Annotated in this window: 15 protein-coding genes; 10 read left to right on the forward strand and 5 right to left on the reverse strand. The window is 44.3% G+C overall.

Features of this window, described 5'->3' with window-relative positions; translation table 11 throughout:
• Window positions 1–203 precede the first annotated feature (203 nt).
• Window positions 204–1,127, reverse strand: a complete 924-nt coding sequence (locus tag QUB30_RS11765) for an AraC family transcriptional regulator (protein ID WP_333333344.1) — start codon at window positions 1,125–1,127, stop codon at window positions 204–206.
• 173 nt (window positions 1,128–1,300) lie between these two features.
• Here QUB30_RS11765 and QUB30_RS11770 point away from each other — a divergent pair, with 173 nt between their 5' ends.
• The 5 genes from QUB30_RS11770 to QUB30_RS11790 all read left to right on the forward strand — a co-directional run bounded on the left by QUB30_RS11770 (window position 1,301) and on the right by QUB30_RS11790 (window position 4,627).
• Window positions 1,301–1,741 (forward strand): nuclear transport factor 2 family protein, encoded by a 441-nt coding sequence (locus QUB30_RS11770; protein ID WP_333333346.1) that lies wholly within the window; start codon window positions 1,301–1,303, stop codon window positions 1,739–1,741.
• Between the two features lie 61 nt (window positions 1,742–1,802).
• A complete protein-coding gene (locus QUB30_RS11775; RefSeq protein WP_333333348.1) occupies window positions 1,803–2,684 on the forward strand; it encodes an NmrA family NAD(P)-binding protein in 882 nt (293 codons plus the stop codon).
• Window positions 2,685–3,041, forward strand: a complete 357-nt coding sequence (locus QUB30_RS11780; RefSeq protein ID WP_333333350.1) for a hypothetical protein — start codon at window positions 2,685–2,687, stop codon at window positions 3,039–3,041.
• Between the two features lie 322 nt (window positions 3,042–3,363).
• Entirely contained in the window at window positions 3,364–3,711 is a 348-nt protein-coding gene (locus tag QUB30_RS11785) for a carboxymuconolactone decarboxylase family protein (RefSeq protein ID WP_333333352.1), read from the forward strand.
• 178 nt (window positions 3,712–3,889) lie between these two features.
• Window positions 3,890–4,627, forward strand: coding sequence for an SDR family oxidoreductase (locus QUB30_RS11790; RefSeq protein ID WP_333333354.1), 738 nt, complete (start codon window positions 3,890–3,892; stop codon window positions 4,625–4,627).
• Window positions 4,628–5,085: 458 nt separating this feature from the next.
• Here QUB30_RS11790 and QUB30_RS11795 read toward each other — a convergent pair whose 3' ends face one another.
• Window positions 5,086–5,805 carry a response regulator transcription factor gene (locus tag QUB30_RS11795; protein WP_333333559.1) on the reverse strand — a complete coding sequence of 240 codons (720 nt, stop codon included), beginning with the start codon at window positions 5,803–5,805 and terminating at the stop codon, window positions 5,086–5,088.
• 54 nt (window positions 5,806–5,859) lie between these two features.
• Complete coding sequence (locus tag QUB30_RS11800; RefSeq protein ID WP_333333356.1) at window positions 5,860–6,492, reverse strand: ATP-binding protein; 633 nt, start codon at window positions 6,490–6,492, stop codon at window positions 5,860–5,862.
• A 344-nt stretch (window positions 6,493–6,836) separates the two neighbouring features.
• Between QUB30_RS11800 and QUB30_RS11805 the strand changes: the two genes are divergently transcribed.
• The 5 genes from QUB30_RS11805 (at window position 6,837) to QUB30_RS11825 (ending at window position 14,766) form a co-directional block, all read left to right on the forward strand.
• The gene (locus QUB30_RS11805) at window positions 6,837–8,201 is read left to right on the forward strand and encodes an NACHT domain-containing protein (RefSeq protein WP_333333358.1); all 1,365 of its coding nucleotides are present in this window, start codon (window positions 6,837–6,839) and stop codon (window positions 8,199–8,201) included.
• Between the two features lies 1 nt (window position 8,202).
• The gene (locus QUB30_RS11810) at window positions 8,203–10,578 is read left to right on the forward strand and encodes a WD40 repeat domain-containing protein (protein WP_333333360.1); all 2,376 of its coding nucleotides are present in this window, start codon (window positions 8,203–8,205) and stop codon (window positions 10,576–10,578) included.
• 1 nt (window position 10,579) lies between these two features.
• A complete protein-coding gene (locus tag QUB30_RS11815) occupies window positions 10,580–12,808 on the forward strand; it encodes a WD40 repeat domain-containing protein (RefSeq protein ID WP_333333362.1) in 2,229 nt (742 codons plus the stop codon).
• Entirely contained in the window at window positions 12,805–13,929 is a 1,125-nt protein-coding gene (locus tag QUB30_RS11820; protein WP_333333364.1) for an ATP-binding protein, read from the forward strand. Before QUB30_RS11815 ends, QUB30_RS11820 begins: the two co-directional genes overlap by 4 nt.
• A gap of 255 nt (window positions 13,930–14,184) precedes the next feature.
• A complete protein-coding gene (locus QUB30_RS11825) occupies window positions 14,185–14,766 on the forward strand; it encodes an HAD family hydrolase (protein WP_333333366.1) in 582 nt (193 codons plus the stop codon).
• A 15-nt stretch (window positions 14,767–14,781) separates the two neighbouring features.
• Here the strand turns inward: QUB30_RS11825 and QUB30_RS11830 are convergent, their stop codons facing one another.
• Both QUB30_RS11830 and QUB30_RS11835 read right to left on the reverse strand, forming a co-directional pair.
• Window positions 14,782–16,011, reverse strand: coding sequence for an ATP-binding protein (locus QUB30_RS11830; protein ID WP_333333368.1), 1,230 nt, complete (start codon window positions 16,009–16,011; stop codon window positions 14,782–14,784).
• A 5-nt stretch (window positions 16,012–16,016) separates the two neighbouring features.
• Window positions 16,017–18,563 carry a PAS domain S-box protein gene (locus QUB30_RS11835; RefSeq protein WP_333333370.1) on the reverse strand — a complete coding sequence of 849 codons (2,547 nt, stop codon included), beginning with the start codon at window positions 18,561–18,563 and terminating at the stop codon, window positions 16,017–16,019.
• Window positions 18,564–18,663: the final 100 nt, after the last annotated feature.

An 18,663-nucleotide genomic window follows, 5' to 3' on the forward strand; every position in this document is an offset into this window, starting at 1 on the left:
AATGGTTATTAAATGGGATCGAAAAATCAAAAATAAAGGCAATGCTATTTTATCCGGTTTAGCTGCGTAGCAGCTTAACAACAACAAAAAAAGTCTTGTATTTGCCTCATGGTAAACGCCCTGCCGTTGGTTCGAAGTTCAAAAATCCTGACCTTGCCAAAAGCTATCAACTGATTGCATCTCAAGGCATTACGAGTTTACACTCAGGCCATGCGTAAACGTTCAATATCCCTAATCGGCGGCGCACCGAACATCCGGGAATATTCGCGGCTGAACTGTGAGGGACTTTCATAACCCACCTGATAAGCCGCATTGGCAGCATCGGAGTTTTCGGCCAGCATCAGGCGACGCGCTTCCAATAGTCTTAATTGCTTTTGATATTGCAGCGGACTCATTGATGTCACTTCCTTGAAATGGTGATGGAAAGATGAGGGAGACATATTAGCCTGCCCTGCCAGGTTCTCAATCCGCATCGGTTGTGCAAAATCAGTCTTAATCAGTTTGAGAACCTCAGAGATGCGCTGCATATTGCTACCCGATGTCGCAATTTGGCGGACAGCTTCGCCTTGTTCGCCGATTAACAGGCGATAATAAATTTCCCGGATAATTATTGGAGCCAGCATAGGAATATGCTGCGGTGTATCTAAAAGTTTTGTCAATCGTAGGGCGCAATCGAGCAACGGTGCATCGGCGGTGCTGACGAACAAACCTCTGACAGAGTTCTCTTTCTTACTCACGCTTGAGCTGGTTTGGGCAGCGATCGTATCGCAGAGTTGGCGAGGGTCTAAATTTAGCTTGAATCCTAAATAAGGCTTGTCTGGAGTTGCCTCAACAATAAATCCGCTCAGAGGCAAATCCACCGAAACAACAAGATATTGAGCCGCCCCATAACGATAGATTTCCTCACCCAGCAATGCTTCCTTTTTGCCCTGAACGAGGATGGCGAGGATAGGTTCAGTTATACCGTGTAGTGCAATGGAAACAGAAGATTCTCGCTGAAATTCCAGCCCATCTACTGCTGTTTTATGAAAACCGTTCCCTTTGCCGTCGGTGTGCCGAGTTAGTAATGCCGCCAATTCTTTACACTGATTGTCGATCGCGCCGTGGTTGAGCATTTCAATCGCCATCCTAGTTTTGGGAATAATTTAATTATTTTCTTTCGCTGATTATAGGTCGTCTTTATCCATTCATAACATCTCATTTTGGAGGATTAGGCAATAAAGTGCGAGGTCTGTGTATTTAAAACCCTGACTTTCACTCATATCATGAACACATCGAAACCAGTCAAGGGAAAATAACGATGTTAAACAACAAAACGCCTGCACAGTTTTTATCTGACCATCTCGCACTGATCGGAAAGGATATCCCAGCTTGGGTAGATCTGTTTTCTGAAGATGCAGTCGTTGAATTTCCGTATGCTTCTGCTCTCGGTTCACCAGAAAGATTAGAAGGTAAATTTGCCATCTACAATTACATGAAAGATGTGCCAGCACAGATGCAAAATTTGATATTCACGAATGTTCGCGAATATCAAACGTCAAATCCCAATCTTTTACTTGCTGAGGTGCATGGGGAAGCCTTGATTGTCGCCACAGGTCGCCAATATCAGCAAGAGTATGTAATGCGATTGGAAACCAAAGATGGCACGATCGTTCACTACCGCGAATACTGGAATCCTATCCCCGCTCTTGAGGCATGGGGTAGTACACAAAATTTGCGCCAATTTTTCAATGCAGAGTAATGCTTTGCCCGTGTTTAATTGAATTTCTCGATCGAACATTAATCCAGAGAGGATAAAAGATATGAGAATTGTAATTGCAGCCGCATCAGGCAATATTGGACGACGTACTGCTGAGAAAGTTATACAGGCTGGAGCCGAAACCATTCTTCTGACACGACATCCAGAGAAGTTAGCAGATTTAGTTGCTCAAGGTGCGACAGTGAAGCCGATCGGCAGCGATGATACGATCGGGTTGATCGAAGCAACACAAAATGCAGATGCTTTGTTTTGGTTGACTCCGCCAAAACTTGATACACCAAGCTTGTGCGACTGGTATATCCAGACAGCAATGGCTGGGGCTAAAGCAGTCGGTGAAAACAACATCAAGCGAGTCGTCAACATTTCTAGCATTGGTGCGGGTGCCGGATCGAACTTGGGTACAGTCTCATTCAGTGGGAACGTCGAATCAATTTTCAATCAAACTTCTTCAAATGTGCTGCATCTGCGTCCTGGCTATTTTATGGAGAATTTCCTGGATACAGTCGATTCGATTCAGCGAGACCAATCCGTATACTTCCCCTACGCTAGCGACCACGATATGCCTTGGATTAGTGCTGACGATATCGGCGATGAGGCGGCAAAATATCTACTCGACGATACTTGGGCAGGTCAGTGGACTCGTAATTTGATGGGGCCAGAAAATTTAACGCTCTTGGAAACAACGGCTGTCCTTTCAAAATTGCTCGATCGACCGATCGAGTATGTCCAAGTGACAATTGAATCGATCCAACAGCGCCTGGGATTGATGGGAGCAACTCTTACTGTCCAAAAAGAGTTAGGCGACCTATTCCTTGCCCTGGGAAATCCTAACGGAATTTACGCAACGGTACGAACACCCGAAGCAGCCACACCAACCACGTTTGAGCAGTTTGCAAGAAACAAACTCCTTCCAAAAATTTGCTGAATGCCATTATTAATACCCCTGCCATCGGATCTGCGATCGCGCGATCGATTCTATTTGCGATCGCACAACCTGACAAGGTTGGTATCAGCAAAATCATCGTCAGACCCACAGCAAGCCCTTACTAAGCTAAGCATAGGAAGAGAAAAGCAAATGCTAGGAAATACCTCTATTGAACAGAACCGATCGATGCGTCCCTGTTACGGACTTGCCGCTTTAGTCAGAGGCGAACTACTCGTTCGCTGGGCATTCGAGCGGAGGGAATTGCGGCCTGATGACATCGCCGTAAAAATTCCGTTCTGCGGCGTCTGTCACAGCGACTTGCACGCAATTGGGGCGAGTCGCTTTCCTCTTCAGTAACGGAGTCTGAGTTAGCAGAAAGCATCAGCAATGAAACCGCAAAAAAGGGAATACAAGAATTCCGAAAAATAGCGATTCCTGTTTCGGGGATTGTGCGAGGGACTCTATTTACTATCGGACAAATTGATGATGTTGAGGTCAGCCTCAAAATGACTTTGCAAGGAAAGCCATCAGAAAGGAAAAAATCATGAACAGACAATTTTTCACTCTAACCGTAGCGGGAGCAATCTTTATAGTCTCACCTAGCCGATCGCCAGAAACAGTTCTACAACCTTCTGAAACAACGACCCGCCAATAGCGGGGCGAAAAAGTCCTGAATAGTTTGTCAGGTGGAAAAGGTTTGCCGCCGCATTTTGTTCAGCTTCAAAAGGATTTTCCAGAACTTGCCCACATGACGCTAAAATACTCTCTAGGTGATATCTGGGGTCGTGAGCTGCTGGATAATAAAACCTGTCAGTTGGTTGCTCTGGCGGGGTTTGCCGCACAAGGTACGATGCCGCTATTCAAAGTTCATGCTCAATATGCCTTGAATTATGGTGCTGTGCCGGAAGAACTGATGGAAGTTATTTATATCACCACAGTGACATCCGGCTCTCCCCGCGCCTTGATTGCGGCGGGAACTCTCAAAGAGGTATTTCAAGAAAACGAGGTCAAATTTCCAGTCCCCTGACAAAAGTAGGAAAACTAAATAATTTGACAGCGAGTGATTAGTTCACTTTGAGTGACGTTTTGCAGCGCGTTCAGTCAATTTATTCAGTATATAAGACACCCTCTGGTGAGACGAATCAATCGATATCCATCCTCTACAAAGGATTGATATCTGAGAACAAATAGAAAGGAGAATGACGATGTTAAACATAGAAAACAAAGTTGTTATCATTACTGGATCTAGTAGCGGTATCGGTGAAGCCACCGCTAAGTTGCTTGCCAAAAACGGCGCGCGAGTTGTTTTGGGCGCGCGTCGCACCGATCGCCTAGAAGCGATCGCCAAGGACATCCGCGCGGACGGTGGAACAGCCGAATACCAGGCTCTGGATGTGACGCAACGCAGTCAGTTAAAGTCGATCGTGCAATTTGCCCAAAGTAAGTTCGATCGGGTAGATGTGTTGATTAACAATGCTGGCGTCATGCCGCTATCAGCACTCGACCAATTGAAAGTTGAGGAATGGGATCAAATGATTGATGTCAACATCAAAGGTGTTTTGTACGGCATTGCGGCGGTACTTCCTGTCATGAAATCACAAAAAGCAGGTCAGATTATCAATCTTTCCTCGATCGGCGGACACGCGGTTTCTCCTACTGCTGCTGTTTATTGTGCTACTAAATTCGCTGTGAGAGCAATCTCAGAAGGATTGAGACAAGAAGTTGGGGGTGACATTAGGGTGACGGTGATTTCGCCGGGAGTAACCGAGTCTGAGTTAGCCGACAGCATCAGTGATGAAACCGCAAAAAAGGGAATGCAAGAATTCCGCAGAATAGCTATTCCTGCTGCTGCGATCGCGCGATCGATTTTATTTGCGATCGAACAACCTGAGGATGTTGATGTCAGCGAAATCATCGTCAGACCAACAGCCAGCCCTTACTAAGGGGTAAAAGTACGCAAGGATGGAAGTGCGAATCTCTCTTAAACATACCAGTTTTTAGGTAATTAGGATCGCGAATTAAATAATTTACACTCTTGAAAGTGGGGTGGGATCTCGTAGCCCGCCCTTTCTGGACGGGCGGGACGCCCATCCCACAAGAACATCAAAATTTTAAGTTATTTAATTCTCATTCCTTAGACATAATTAATTACACCAATACATAGAGTCCTGAACGTACGGTTCCCCAAAAAACCCGGTTTCTCGTTGTCGCGATCGAACGAATATGACCAAATTACGTGCAGAAACCGGGTTTTTGCGTCCACGACTGTCTATGCAGCTTCATATTAAATTGGTCTAACCCAGATTCGGCACCCTCAACTTTCACAATCGGTTTTTACCTATTTTGAGCGAGCCGTAAAGCTCTAAATTATACTTTTATAACCTGATTAATGCCGATGAGTTTAGTAAATTGTCATGGCACTGCGATCGGGCGGCTCAAACCTGTAACCGTAACCCCGAATAGTTTTAATAAACTGCGACGCAGTAGCATCAACTTTAATCATTTTCTTGCGAATCTGACCGATATGTACGGTAACAAGTTGCTTTTCTCCTGTGTCGTCGCAGTTCCACCCCCAGATTTTTTCGATTAGCTGTTGGCGACTCCAAGATTGACCGGAATGACTAGCCAAAAAATACAAGATATTAAATTCCAAGGCTGTTAAGTTGATAATGCGATCGTTGAGTGTTGCTTCCCGAAGTGCTGAATCGATCGCGAATCGATCGAATACGATGCGCGATGGAGTGACAGGCCTCATGCGTCTCAACACAACTTCTATACGAATTGCCAACTCCGCCAGACCAAAAGGTTTGCAGATATAGTCATCAGCACCGGCGGACAGGACTTTAAGTCGATCGGCTTCGTCGGTGCGGCTGCTTAGCATTACCACAAAAACATTAGTACGGCGCTGCATTTCCTGGCAGAGGTGATAGCCTGTAGTATCCGGTAAATTCCAATCGAGAACTACTAGCAGTGGCTTGAATTTCTCAAACAATGCTAAAGCCGTCTCGCCATCTGCTGCCGAATCTACTTGATATTTCTGAGTTAAAAAACGATGAACTAGAGTGCGGATGGATGGGTCATCATCCACAACGAGAATCTTGGGGGTAATATCAGTAATCATCACAAAAAAGTTTCTTGCTATTGTCAATGGAAAGTTGGCAAATTCAGAACAGCTTTAGTGAAGAGTAAAGCCCAGGTCGTTCCAACTAAACAGAGTTTTTTCTGGCAATTCTTTTTTCAGCTTGGTCTTGAGGTCAAAAGGCTTGCCCCAATCCCATATTTCGATCTCTAGGCGTTCGTTAAAAACTGCGATCGCCAGCTCGATTTTCGGAGTTCCCACTGACAGATTTTGGTGAGCATGGCGAACAGCATGGGTAAACCCCTCGATCGCAGCAAGTTTACAAAGCTGCAAAACTCTTTCGGGAATAGGTAGAGGCTGTAACTGCTCGACCCACCATACAACTTGACTAACGGCCTGGATCTCGCTGTTTAGTTGAATTTTAATTTTATGAAATGGCTGGTTATAACTTGGCTCGGATTGGGGATTTCGTTGCTCTTGAAGCCAGTTGAAACTGTGTAAAACGTCGATCGCACGCTTAAAAAAACCAGCTTGAGTGCTAGGTTGGGATGGTACTAAAGTTGGCTGAAAATATTTGACAATTAACAGACAGTTTCGCCCCTCAGATGTGCGAGTATAACTTAGCTCGTCGGCAATTTTGCCAATCAGTTTAATACCTATCCCATCTGACGAAATTTCATCTAAATTATCTTCGTCACCGTGCGAGTTGCCGAATAATTTAAAATTCATTTGACTGACCTCTCTTGTTTATCAATAACTGCTTGTCTGTGTTCCGATCAAATCATCGCATCACTTTAATTGAGTGAAGTTGACCAGAGGTATAAAGTTAGGTCTATTAGAGGTCGGTATAATCAAAGTATACTCAAGGTATAATTAAACTACTGTCATGCAGAGTCCCTATCCTTCGCAAGGCTCAGGCATGGGAAGCATCCCAGCCGTCTAAGAGATCCTTGGCAAGGCTCAGGATGATTTAAGTGCATGACGCGTAAGTTGTAATAAAGTTAAATTAGGGGTTAACCTAGATGGATTGGCAAAAATTCCTTAGAGGCGAATCTGTGAAACATGGATTATCGATGGAACACACAGAAACATTATTAGCAGCACTTTTATCTCCTGAAAGAGAACCACGAAATCAGGCACAGCTTTCAGTAGAATTAAGCATATCAGAAGCTACTGTAAAACAGCGGTTGGGAGAGATTTATAAGAAATTTGGAAATAGTTTCCCTCAACTTGTTGACCAAAAAGGTGCCGGTAAATTGGATATATTGTTTATAAAATTAAAACAGAAGTATTATCCAAAACTAGACCCTGTATTTGCCCCCTACCCTGAAGAATTTAGATCGTTAATAGAAGAAAAAATTCGGAGGTTTTGCGGACGCCAATTTGTTTTTGAGACTTTTGAGCAATTTATCACCGAAAATCCTCACGGTTATTTTACGATCGTCGGGGATGCGGGAATGGGCAAAAGCTCGATCGTTGCCAAATACGTCTGGGAAAATCAATCTCCCTGCTATTTCAATATTCTCGTCGAACGCCGCAACAGACCCGAATTGTTTTTGAAGAGCATTCGACGGCAATTAATTGACCGCTATCAATTGCCAAAATCAGAAGACGCCGATTTACCAACTTTACTGGCACAGGTGGCGGGAAAACTCACGGCGGGCGATCGTTTGGTAATTGCGATAGATGCACTGGATGAAGTCGAACAAGAACCGGGAGTAAATCTTTTACATTTACCGAAAAATCTGCCCAATAACGTATATTTTCTGCTGACGCGGCGACCATATAGTTCGGATAAAAAGCAGTTGTTAGTAGATGTTCCGGTAAAAGAGTTAGATTTAAGAGACAAGGAGTATGTTGATTTCAATCAGGATGATATCAAGGAGTATATTCGGTATGCGATCGATACCGATCCGGAGTATAAAGATAAACTGAGAAACTGGATTAAAACCCGCAGTATTAGCGAAACAATTTTTGTGGATCAAGTGGCCAACAAAAGCCAAGACAATTTTATGTATTTGCGCTATGTTTTGCCTGCTATTGCTAAGGGTGATTACAAGGACTTGAGTTTAACGCAATTGCCCGATGGGCTGCAAGAATATTATCAAAACCATTGGGTGCGAATGGAGATTGACGCTAAGCCTGGGCAATTGATGGAGATTGTCTTGTATATTTTGCTAGAGATTGGCACGCCGATTCCCTGCGAGATGATTGCTGGAATTGCCAAGGTGGATGAATGCGATGTGAAAAAAATTTTAGAAAAGAAGTGGGTTGAGTATTTGAAAAAGCAGAATGTAGAAGGAGAAATCTGCTATACCATCTATCATGCTAGTTTCCTTGACTTTCTGAAAGATAAACGGGAGATGGATTCAAAGCGGAGAAATTTTCGGGAAGTAAATCAACGGATTGCTGAGTATTTAGAAGAGGGGATAGTGTGACATGGGAGAATTTGCTGACAAGTTAGCGGCCAAACCCCTTTTCTATCAACGTGCTTATCTGGGCAGCTTACTGCCAAATTATCTCAAGTCAGGTAATTTAGAAAAGTATTACCAAAAACTGACAGATTTTAACTTCCTGACGGCAAAGATTCAGCATCCTGAGTTTGGGGTACAAGCACTTATTGATGATTTTAATTTGATTGACGATTTAGAAGCAGTAATTAACCCAGATTACAACCCAGAAAGAGCGAAATCTCTGAACTTGATTCAATCGGTGTTGTGGATGTCAGCGGATATTTTAGAACTAAATAAGGCTAAGCTAGCAGAACAATTGTTAGGCCGCTTACTGTACTTTGAAATGCCAGAGATTCAGGCAATGCTGCAGGTAGCAAAAAAGTGGAAAGCAGTACCTTGGTTGCGTCCTTTAATCCCTTGTCTCATTCCCCCCCGAGGAGGATTACTGCGTACACTTGAAGGTCACACAAATTTTGTAAATGCAGTTGCCGTCACTACTGATGCCAAACAGGTGATTTCTGGTTCAGTAGATAAGACCATAAAAGTCTGGAATTTAACAACTGGAAAGGAACTTTTTACACTTAAAGGTCATGGCTACTCAGTAAATGTAAATGCAGTTGCTGTCACTGCTGATGGCAAGCGGGTGATTTCTGGTTCTTGGGACAATACCATAAAAATTTGGGATTTAACAACTGGAAAGGAAGAGTTTACTCTCAAAGGTCACAGTAACTCGGTAAATGCAGTTGCTGTCACTGCTGATGGTAAACGAGTAATTTCTGGTTCATCGGACAACACCCTCAAAGTCTGGAATTTAGTAACTGGAAAGGAAGAGTTTACTCTCAAAGGTCACAGTAACTCGGTATGGGCCGTCGCTGTCACTCTTGATGGCAAACGAGCAATTTCTAGTTCAGAGGATAAAACGGTCAAAGTTTGGGATTTAACAACTCGGAAGGAAGAGTTTACTCTCAAAGGTCACAGTAATTCGGTATGGGCCGTCGCTGTCACTACTGATGGGAAGCGGGTGATTTCTGGTTCATCGGACAACACTCTCAAAGTTTGGGATTTAACAAATGGAAAGGAAGAATTTACTCTCAAAGGTCACAGCTATTTGGTCAATGCGGTAGCCGTTACTGCTGATGGCAAGCGAGCGATTTCTGGTTCAAGAGACAGGACGCTCAAGGTCTGGGATTTAACAACTGGAAAGGAAGAGTTTACTCTCAATAGTCACAGTTACTCGGTAAATTCGGTAGCCGTCACTGTTGATGGAAAACGGGCGATTTCTGGTTCAAAAGACAACACTCTCAAAGTTTGGGATTTAACAACTGGAAAGGAAGAGTTTACTTCTCATGGCCATAACTACTCGGTAAATTCGGTAGCCGTCACTGCTGATGGGAAGCGGGCGATTTCTGGTTGCTCGGACAGCACGCTCAAAGTCTGGGATTTAACAACTGAAAAGGAAGAGCTTACTTCTCATGACCATAACTACTCGGTCAATGCAGCCGCTATTACTGCTGATGGGAAGCGGGCGATTTCTGGTTCAAAAGACAACACCCTAAAAGTCTGGGATTTAACAACTGGAAAGAAACTGTTTACTTATGAAAGCCATAACTACTTTGTAAATGCGGTAGCCGTCACTGCTGATGGGAAGCGGGCGATTTCTGGTTCAAAAGACAACACCCTAAAAGTCTGGGATTTAACAACTGGAAAGGAACAGTTTACTCTCAAAGGTCACAGCTACTCAGTCAATGGAGTAGCAGTCACTGCTGATGGCAAAAGGGCAGTTTCCGGTTCGTGGGACAAAACCCTCAAAGTCTGGGATTTAACAACTGGAAAGGAACTGTTTACTCTTAATGGTCACAGCGACTCGGTAAATGCAGTCGCTGTCACTGCTGATGGCAAGCAGGCAATTTCTGGTTCATCGGACTACACCATCAAAGTCTGGGATTTAATCACTAAAAAGGAAGAGTTTACTCTCACTGGTCACAGCAACTTTGTAAATGCAGTAGCCGTCACTACTGATGGGAAGCGGGCAATTTCTTGTTCACATGACAACACTATCAAAGTTTGGGATTTAACAACTCGAAAGGAAGAGTTTACTCTCACTGGTCACAGCGATTTGGTAAAAGCAGTAGCTGTCACTCCTGATGGTAAACGGGCGATTTCTGGTTCTTGGGAAAAAAACCTCAAAGTCTGGGATTTAACCACTGGAAATCTCATTGCCAGTTTTACGGGTGAAAGTCCGATCGCCTGTTGCGCTATTGCACCCGATGGAGTCACAATTGTGGCAGGCGACGAATCCGGCCGCGTATATTTCCTGCGACTCGAAGGGATTACTGAGTATTTAGAAAAAGGGATGGCGTGAGATGGGAGAATTTGCTGACAAGTTAGCGGCCAAACCACTTTTCTATCAACGTGCTTATCTGGGCAGCTTACTGCCAAATTATCTCAACTCAGGTAATTTAGAAAAGTATTATCAAAAACTGACAGATTTTAACTTTCTGATGGCAAAGATTCAGCATCCTGAGTTTGGAGTGCAGGCACTTATTGATGATTTTAATTTAGTTGAAGATTCAGAAGCAGTAACTTACTCAGATTACAACCCAGAAAAAGCGAAAGCCCTGGATTTGATTCAAGCGGTAATGTGGATGTCAGCCGATATTTTGGAGCGAGATAAGACACAACTGGCAGGGCAATTGTTAGGGCGCTTACTGTACTTTGAAATACCAGAGATTCAGGCAATGCCAGAGGTAGCAAAGCATTGGAAAACAGCACCTTGGTTGCGTCCTTTGACACCCTGTTTAACTCCCCCTCGCAGGGGATTGCTACGCACCCTCACAGGTCACAGCAACTCAGTAAATGCAGTAGCCGTAACTGCTGATGGGAAGCAGGCAATTTCTAGTTCTTTCGACAAGACCATCAAAGTCTGGGATTTAAGAACTGGAAAGGAACAATTTACTCTCAAAGGTCACAGCGACTCGGTAAATGCAGTAGCCGTCACGGAGGATGGGAAGCGGGCGATTTCTGGTTCATCGGACAACACCATTAAAGTCTGGGATTTAACAAATGGAAAGGAAGAGTTTACTCTCAAAGGTCACAGCGACTCGGTAAAAGCAGTAGCCGTTACTCCTGATGGCAAGCTGGCCCTATCTGGTTCGTGGGACAAGACCATTAAAGTCTGGGATTTAGCAACTAAAAACGAACTGTTTACTCTCGCAGGTCACAGTAACTGGGTAAATACAGTTGCCGTTACTCCTGATGGCAAGCTGGCCCTATCTGGTTCGTGGGACAAGACCATTAAAGTCTGGGATTTAACAACTGGAAATGAACTGTTTACTCTCGAAGGTCACAGCGACTGGGTAAATGCAGTTGCCGTCACTGCTGATGGCAAGAGGGCGATTTCTAGTTCTCTCGACAAGACCATCAAAGTCTGGGATTTAACAACTCGAAAGGAAGAGTTTACTTTAAAAGGTCACAGCGACTGGGTAAATGCAGTTGCCGTCACTGCTGATGGCAAGCGGGCGATTTCTGGTTCTCTCGACAAGACCATTAAAGTCTGGGATTTAACTACTCGAAAGGAAGAGTTTACTTTAAAAGGTCACAGCGACTCGGTAAAAGCATTTGCTGTCACCTCCGATGGGAAGTGGGGGATTTCTGGTTCATCGGACAACACCATCAAAGTCTGGGATTTAACTACTCGAAAGGAAGAGTTTACTCTTAAAGGTCACAGCTACTTGGTCAATGCAGTTGCCGTCGCCGCTGATAGCAAGCAGGCAATTTCTGGTTCATCAGACAACTCCATCAAAATCTGGGATTTAACAACAGGAAAGGAAGAGTTTACTCTCAAAGGTCATAGGGACTCGGTAAAAGCAGTTGTCTTCACTGCTGATGGCAAGCGGGCGATTTATGGTGCGTGGGACAAGACCCTTAAAGTCTGGGATTTAACTACTCGAAAGGAACTGTTTACTCTCGAAGGTCACAGTAATTGGGTAAATGAAGTAGCCGTCACTGGTGATGGGAATAGGGCAGTTTCTGGTTCTTTCGACAAGACCATTAAAGTCTGGGATTTAACAACTGGAAAGGAAGAGTTTACTCTCAAAGGTCACAGCGACTCGGTAAATTCAGTGGCCGTCACGGAGGATGGCAAGCGGGCGATTTCTGGTTCAGATGACAACACCCTCAAAGTCTGGGATTTAACAAATGGAAAGGAAGAGTTTACTCTCAAAGGTCACAGCGACTCGGTAAATGCAGTTGCTGTCACGGAGGATGGCAAATGGGCGATTTCTGGTTCAGATGACAAGACCATCAAAGTCTGGGATTTAACAACTCGAAAGGAACTGTTTTTTCTATATGGTCACAGAAACTCGGTAAAAGCAGTCGCTGTCAGTGCTGATGGCAAGCGGGCGATTTCTGGTTCATCGGACAAGACCATCAAAGTCTGGGATTTGTGGAGTGGAAATGTCATTGCTAATTTCACGGCTGAAAGCCCGATCGCCTGTTGCGCTATTGCACCCGATGGAGTCACAATTGTTGCAGGCGACGCATCCGGCCGCGTATATTTCCTGCGGCTAGAAGGGGTGGAGGCACTAACATGAATTCCTCACCTCTCTCAACTCCCATCTCTACCGCTGCTTACCCAAAAGAATTTCAGCAACTCCTGCGAGAAAAAACCGAGAATTTTGTCGGGCGCAAGTTTGTTTTTTCTGCTATTTCCGACTTTCTGGACTCCCACAGCCGCGGTTATTTCACAATAGTCGGCACTCCCGGCTGCGGCAAAAGTTCCATCCTCGCCCAATATGTCACCGCCCATCCTCGCAGTATCTATTACAACGCTGCCGTTGAGGGCAAAAATCGAGCTGAAGATTTTCTCGCTTCTGTCTGCAATCAACTGATTGACAAATACCTTGCCGCCAATGGGGAAACATCGGAAATTGTCAAGCTAAGATCTCAACTTCAAAATCTCGAATCCGATGATGGGAGTTGGTTTCTGTCTTTGTTGCTTCAGCAAATTAGCGATAAATTAAACGATCGCCAAAAGTTGATAATAGTCATTGATTCTGTAGACGCGATCGCCCGCACGAGTCAGCCTCCCAGCACAAATCTGTTTTATCTGCCGAGATATTTGGGCGATCGTACTTATTTTATCCTCGCCCGCCGCCCGTTTTTGAGAGAGAAATCCGGTTTGTTAATTGAAACGCCCTCTCAAACTCTCGATTTAAGAGATTATCCCGCCCAAAATCGCGAAGATGCCCTGAACTACATTCAGCAATACCTATCAACCGCACCGGATTTAACTCAACCCGAATTCGCCCAACAACTCGCAACTGTCAGCGAAGACAATTTCATGTATCTGAGTCAGATGTTACCTGCCATTAACGAGAATTCACGCCCCGATGCTAATCTGGGGGAATCCTCACTTGTCTCTGAACTTCCTCCCGGTTTAGCAGCGTATTATCAAAACCACTGGCTGCGGATGAGAGGTGATGCTTTATCGGCGATCGAGTTGTCTGTGCTGAATGTTTTGGTACAATCAACAGCAAGTTTATCTGTAAGTGCGATATCCAATAGAATTGATGAGGATGAATACGATGTTGAAAAAGTGTTAGACAATTGGATCGAGTTCTTAAATAAACAAGAAATTGGAGGAGAACTTTGCTATAGTTTGTATCATAATAGTTTCCGCGAATGGCTGGGAAAACAATCTCTTTTAGAATGACGAGCGTACCTAGATTTTGGCTGTGCCAGCCTATAGTCTTCCTTGTCCAGTCTTCCCGATCCCCCCTAACCCCCCTTAATAAGGGGGGACAAGAGGAGTCAAAGTCCCAAGCGGAAAAAGAGCAGGACTGGAACACTCAAAGTCCCCCTTCTTAAGGGGGATTTAGGGGGATCTAGACTCGACTATAAACGATAGATACAAACGAGCACTGCCGCATCCTCACCCTAAACCCAATTTTCAAGCAACAATACAACAATGAAACGAGCAGTATTTCTTGACAGAGATGGCGTTCTCAATATCGAAGCGGGCTACATCCACAAAGTAGAAGATTTGCATTTAATCCCCGGAGTCGCCAAAGCTGTACGCCGTTTAAATGACAAACAAATATTTTGCTGTTTGGTTTCCAATCAATCCGGTCCAGCGAGGGGTTATTATCCGGTTAGCCACGTAGAAGCTTTGCACAAACGCCTATGTCAGCTATTAAAAAATGAAGCAGGAGCCAAGTTAGATGCTCTTTATTACTGTCCTTATTTAAGCGCAGCAGAAGGCGGAACCAACCCAGAATTTACGCGGTATACAACGTGGCGAAAACCGAATACGGGGATGTTGGTAGCGGCGGCTTGGGAACAGGATTTAGATTTGCGAAATAGTTTTATGGTGGGGGATAAAGCCACTGATGTTGATATGGCTCACAATGCCGGATGTACTGGTATTTTGGTGCAGACTGGTTACGGAGAAAGCGTGTTGAGTGGGGCGTATCAGCACCATACTAAACCTGATTTTATTGCAGAAAATTTAGCGGCGGCGGTTGAGTGGATTTTGCCAAACTTTGATTAGTGTTTGTAGTGGCATTTAAGTTGTTGGCAGTTGAGTCGAACAGGAAAGTGCTACATAAGGAAGCGCGACTTTAAATGTTGTGCCCATGCCGATTTTGCTTTCGCAGGCGATCGCGCCTCCTTGCAATTCTACAGCTTTTTTAACAATTGTTAATCCCAAACCGTTACCTTTAATCTTTCCAGTATTCTTGCAGCGGTAAAACATTTCAAATATTTTCCCTACTTCGGTTTCGGGGATACCGATACCTTCGTCTCGGATACGCATCATTAGTAAGGGAGAGTTAATATTTGTAAATTGGGAATTGGGCAACAACCATTCAGGAGACAAGCAGAAAATAGCTTCTTTGTCTCCTTCGCCTGCTTGACGGCATTCCAATTCCAAGGTGACTTGCCCGCCGTTGGGGGAATATTTGATGGCATTGACGATTAAGTTGGAGAGAATGCCGTGCAGCAATTGTTTATCTAACATCGCGCTGGTAACATCTGAGGGGATTAATGTTAGTTTGTGTTTGGCTTCATTTCCTAACTGCAATTGATCGAGCAAGTCTTGACAAAATTCGACTAAATTTATCGGTAATGGATTGCATTTGAGTTGACCTGCTTCTGCTCTGCCCATGAACAGCATATCGTCGATTAGCTGGTTCATCTTTTGGGTAGCTGAGTGCACCAGCCGCAGGGTTCTAACTTGGGATTCGTCACTGCTGCGAGTTCGATCGAGCTTTAGCAGTTCCGCAGAGATTAAAATCGCGTTGAGAGGGTTGCGCAATTCGTGAGCGGCCATTGAAATATACTGGTTTTGGCGGTGCGATTTTTCTTCCATCGACTCTCTGACTGCTTCCGAAGTTTTGAGAGCTTCTCGCATCTTGGTTTCGATTTCGTGTCTGTGCAGGGCAATCTCGATCGCCACCCGCAAATCATGTTGTTGAAATGGTTTAATAATATAACCGAATGGATCTGTAAGTTTCGCTCTTTGCAGCGTTTTATCGTCGGCATAAGCTGTTAAAAATACTGTCGGCACATTCCTATGGGTTCGGATTTTTTCTGCCGCTGTTACCCCGTCCATGTCACCTTTAAGCACGATGTCCATCAACACTAAATCGGGCGGATTTTCAATAGCTTTTTGAATTGCTTCTTCTCCAGAAGAAACTGTAGCTGTTACTGCATATCCGAGTTTTTTTAATCGGCCTGCTATGTCTTGGGCTACAATAACTTCGTCTTCTACAACCAAAATTTTTATAGGGTTCATTTTTCTTAAATGCGCTGCCGATAATTTAATTCTTGGAAAATCAGAGTGTAGCAGGTTCCACACAGACTGTCAATCGCAATAGTGCCGTCTAATTGGTAAGCCAACATTCTCACTAATCGCAATCCTAATGTTTCAGTATTGTCCGCGTCAAAATTGGTCGGAAATCCCCGACCGTTATCTTGAATAGTTAAGTTAAATTGCTGAGTCTCTATTTCATATAAATTAATATTAATTTCCCCTTCAGAACTTGGGCTAAAGGCATATTTCAACGAATTAGAAACCAGTTCGTTAATAATTAATCCGCAAGGAATTGCTGTTTCTATGTTTAAACAAATGGGGTCAACGTTGAGATTGAATTGGATGGAAGTGTTGCCGCCACCAAAAGATTGATACAAATTAGCAACCAAGTTTTCGACGTAGGGGGGAAGGTCGATCCGATCGAGATGTTCGGATTGATACAGTTGCTCGTGAATCAAAGCCATTGAATGGATGCGGGTCTGGCTTTCTTCAAATAAAGCTAGCGTAGCTTCGTCTTCAATGTATTGAGCTTGAAGTTGCAGCAAGCTGGAAATTACCTGCATATTATTTTTGACTCGGTGGTGAATTTCTTTGAGCAATACTTCTTTTTCGCGGAGTGCTGCTTGAATGCGGGCCTCGGTAAATTTGCGATCGCTGATATCTTCGCCAATACCCGCGATGCGGTAAATGTTGCCCGATTCGTCGTAAATGGAAAAAGCTCGATCGCACACCCAGCGCATCGTGCCGTCTGGTCGAAAAATCCGATATTCGGTACTGGTGGACTCGCCCTGCAACACTCGCCCCATTGCCTCTTCCAACAAATGTTTATCTTCTGGATGCACCCACTCCATCATTTTTAAGGGCTCGGCATATAATTCTTCGTGGCTGCGCCCCCAGATGTTTTGGTAAGCTGGACTCAGATACAATAAATCGGTGAATTCAGCAGACATTAGCCAGAAAGAATCTTGGATATTTTCTGCTAGTTGGCGGAAGCGTTCTTCACTTTCACGGAGGGTTTTTTCTGCCTGTTTGCCTTCACTTATATCTTCTGCAATGCCAACGATGCGGTAAACTTGACCCGCTTGATTTCTAATCGGAAAAGCCCGATCGCGAATCCAGCGAATTTCGCCGTCCGGCCTGACAATCCGATATTCTATCTCGTCTTCCGACTCAATTTGTTGAGTGAAGGTAGCAAGAACGCGCTCGCGATCTTCTGGATGGATGGACTCTGCAAAAAAGCGCCCGTAAGCATACAAATCAGCACAGCTTCGGCCCCAAATTTTTTCGTAACCCGGACTGATATAAATAATTTCCTGGGGTTGAACGTTTAGCATCCAAAACACGTTTTCAATATTTTCTGCTAGCTGTCGGAACCTTTCTTCGCTTTCTTTAAGTGCTGCTTCTGTTTTTTTGCGCTCGCTAATATCGCGCTGCACGCCAAAATACCCGACGATTCTGCTGTGGAAATCGTAAATGCAAATATAGTCGCATTCCACCAAAATTTGAGTCCCGTCACACTGGCGATTGTCATTTTCAACGTGAATTCTGCCTGCCTCAAAAAAATCCCTGATTATCTCTCTACCGCCCGTCAAGTTGTGCGATAAAAAAGAGTAAAGCGTCCTGCCAATAAACTCTTTCCTAGTACCTCCGTATTGAGCTATCAAAGCATCGTTTGCCTTCGTTACTCGTCCGTTAGCAAATACGTAATCCAAGACTTTTTCTTTGTCAACTGTATCGTCCCAGTGCACGGGTTCGTCCAGCATCATAAAGAAAAAGCCATGTAAAGATTGAGAGAAAAACAATTCTAGCTGTTCCTGGCTTTCCCGCAGAGCTTCTTCGGCGCGCCAGCGATAGAGAATTTCTTCCCGCAATTGATTGTTGGCTTTTTTCAAGTCTTCAGTGCGCTTTTGATATTTAATTTCTAGCTGATTTGTGATTTCTTCCAGCGCTATTTCTGCCTGTTTTTTTTCGGTAATATCTTGAGTAACGACCATGCCTGCAAAAATTTCTTCCCGGTCGTTTTTGACGGGGGCAACTGTTGTTGAATAAACGCGACCGCCGTATTTATATTCAAAAGTATTCTCTTTTCCTGCCAAAGCCGCGCGATATGTAGTCTCAAAAAGTGGCAAATCTTCAGGTGGCGATATTTCCCACAATGTTTTGCCTTCCAACTGTTCTTTGGACAAACCAGCTAGTGCTAAACCTTGACCGTCAACCAGAGTATAGCGCAAATCGCGATCGAACAAAAACACCGAGCCATTCGGATAATGTTTGATGAGAGTTCGGTACATTTCCTGGCTTTTTTCTAGAGATGCGATTAACCGAATGCGATCGTCCTCAGCGATTTCAAATTCAGTTTCAGAAGCAGAAAAGCCAGCATTTTCGACTGCTTTGAGTTGTGCTTCTAATTTCTGACACAATTCTCTCTGCTGCTGCAAATGCTGTTCTAGTTGGCGAATTTTTGCTTTTTGCTCTGCTACTAATGCTTCGCAGGTTTCGAGAGGTCGATCGATCTTGGTAGGATCAATACACATAATGGCTCTAGGTTTGGCTGTTGCGGACTTGAGCTGTTTCAAGCCAATACTAACAAAGCTCAAGCCTACACAGCCAACTTAATTAGTCAATCTTTCTAGA

Origin of the sequence: Microcoleus sp. BROC3, from assembly GCF_036702515.1 — a bacterium.
GTDB lineage: Bacteria > Cyanobacteriota > Cyanobacteriia > Cyanobacteriales > Microcoleaceae > Microcoleus.

What these genes read in the sequence shown, in the direction of transcription:
- QUB30_RS11765 (WP_333333344.1), bottom strand. Translation starts at nt 1,127, where the DNA reads ATGGCGATTGAAATGCTCAACCACGGCGCGATCGACAATCAGTGTAAA.
- QUB30_RS11770 (WP_333333346.1), top strand. Translation starts at nt 1,301, where the DNA reads ATGTTAAACAACAAAACGCCTGCACAGTTTTTATCTGACCATCTCGCA.
- QUB30_RS11775 (WP_333333348.1), top strand. Translation starts at nt 1,803, where the DNA reads ATGAGAATTGTAATTGCAGCCGCATCAGGCAATATTGGACGACGTACT.
- QUB30_RS11780 (WP_333333350.1), top strand. Translation starts at nt 2,685, where the DNA reads ATGCCATTATTAATACCCCTGCCATCGGATCTGCGATCGCGCGATCGA.
- QUB30_RS11790 (WP_333333354.1), top strand. Translation starts at nt 3,890, where the DNA reads ATGTTAAACATAGAAAACAAAGTTGTTATCATTACTGGATCTAGTAGC.
- QUB30_RS11795 (WP_333333559.1), bottom strand. Translation starts at nt 5,805, where the DNA reads ATGATTACTGATATTACCCCCAAGATTCTCGTTGTGGATGATGACCCA.
- QUB30_RS11800 (WP_333333356.1), bottom strand. Translation starts at nt 6,492, where the DNA reads ATGAATTTTAAATTATTCGGCAACTCGCACGGTGACGAAGATAATTTA.
- QUB30_RS11805 (WP_333333358.1), top strand. Translation starts at nt 6,837, where the DNA reads ATGGAACACACAGAAACATTATTAGCAGCACTTTTATCTCCTGAAAGA.
- QUB30_RS11810 (WP_333333360.1), top strand. Translation starts at nt 8,203, where the DNA reads ATGGGAGAATTTGCTGACAAGTTAGCGGCCAAACCCCTTTTCTATCAA.
- QUB30_RS11815 (WP_333333362.1), top strand. Translation starts at nt 10,580, where the DNA reads ATGGGAGAATTTGCTGACAAGTTAGCGGCCAAACCACTTTTCTATCAA.
- QUB30_RS11820 (WP_333333364.1), top strand. Translation starts at nt 12,805, where the DNA reads ATGAATTCCTCACCTCTCTCAACTCCCATCTCTACCGCTGCTTACCCA.
- QUB30_RS11825 (WP_333333366.1), top strand. Translation starts at nt 14,185, where the DNA reads ATGAAACGAGCAGTATTTCTTGACAGAGATGGCGTTCTCAATATCGAA.
- QUB30_RS11830 (WP_333333368.1), bottom strand. Translation starts at nt 16,011, where the DNA reads ATGAACCCTATAAAAATTTTGGTTGTAGAAGACGAAGTTATTGTAGCC.
- QUB30_RS11835 (WP_333333370.1), bottom strand. Translation starts at nt 18,563, where the DNA reads ATGTGTATTGATCCTACCAAGATCGATCGACCTCTCGAAACCTGCGAA.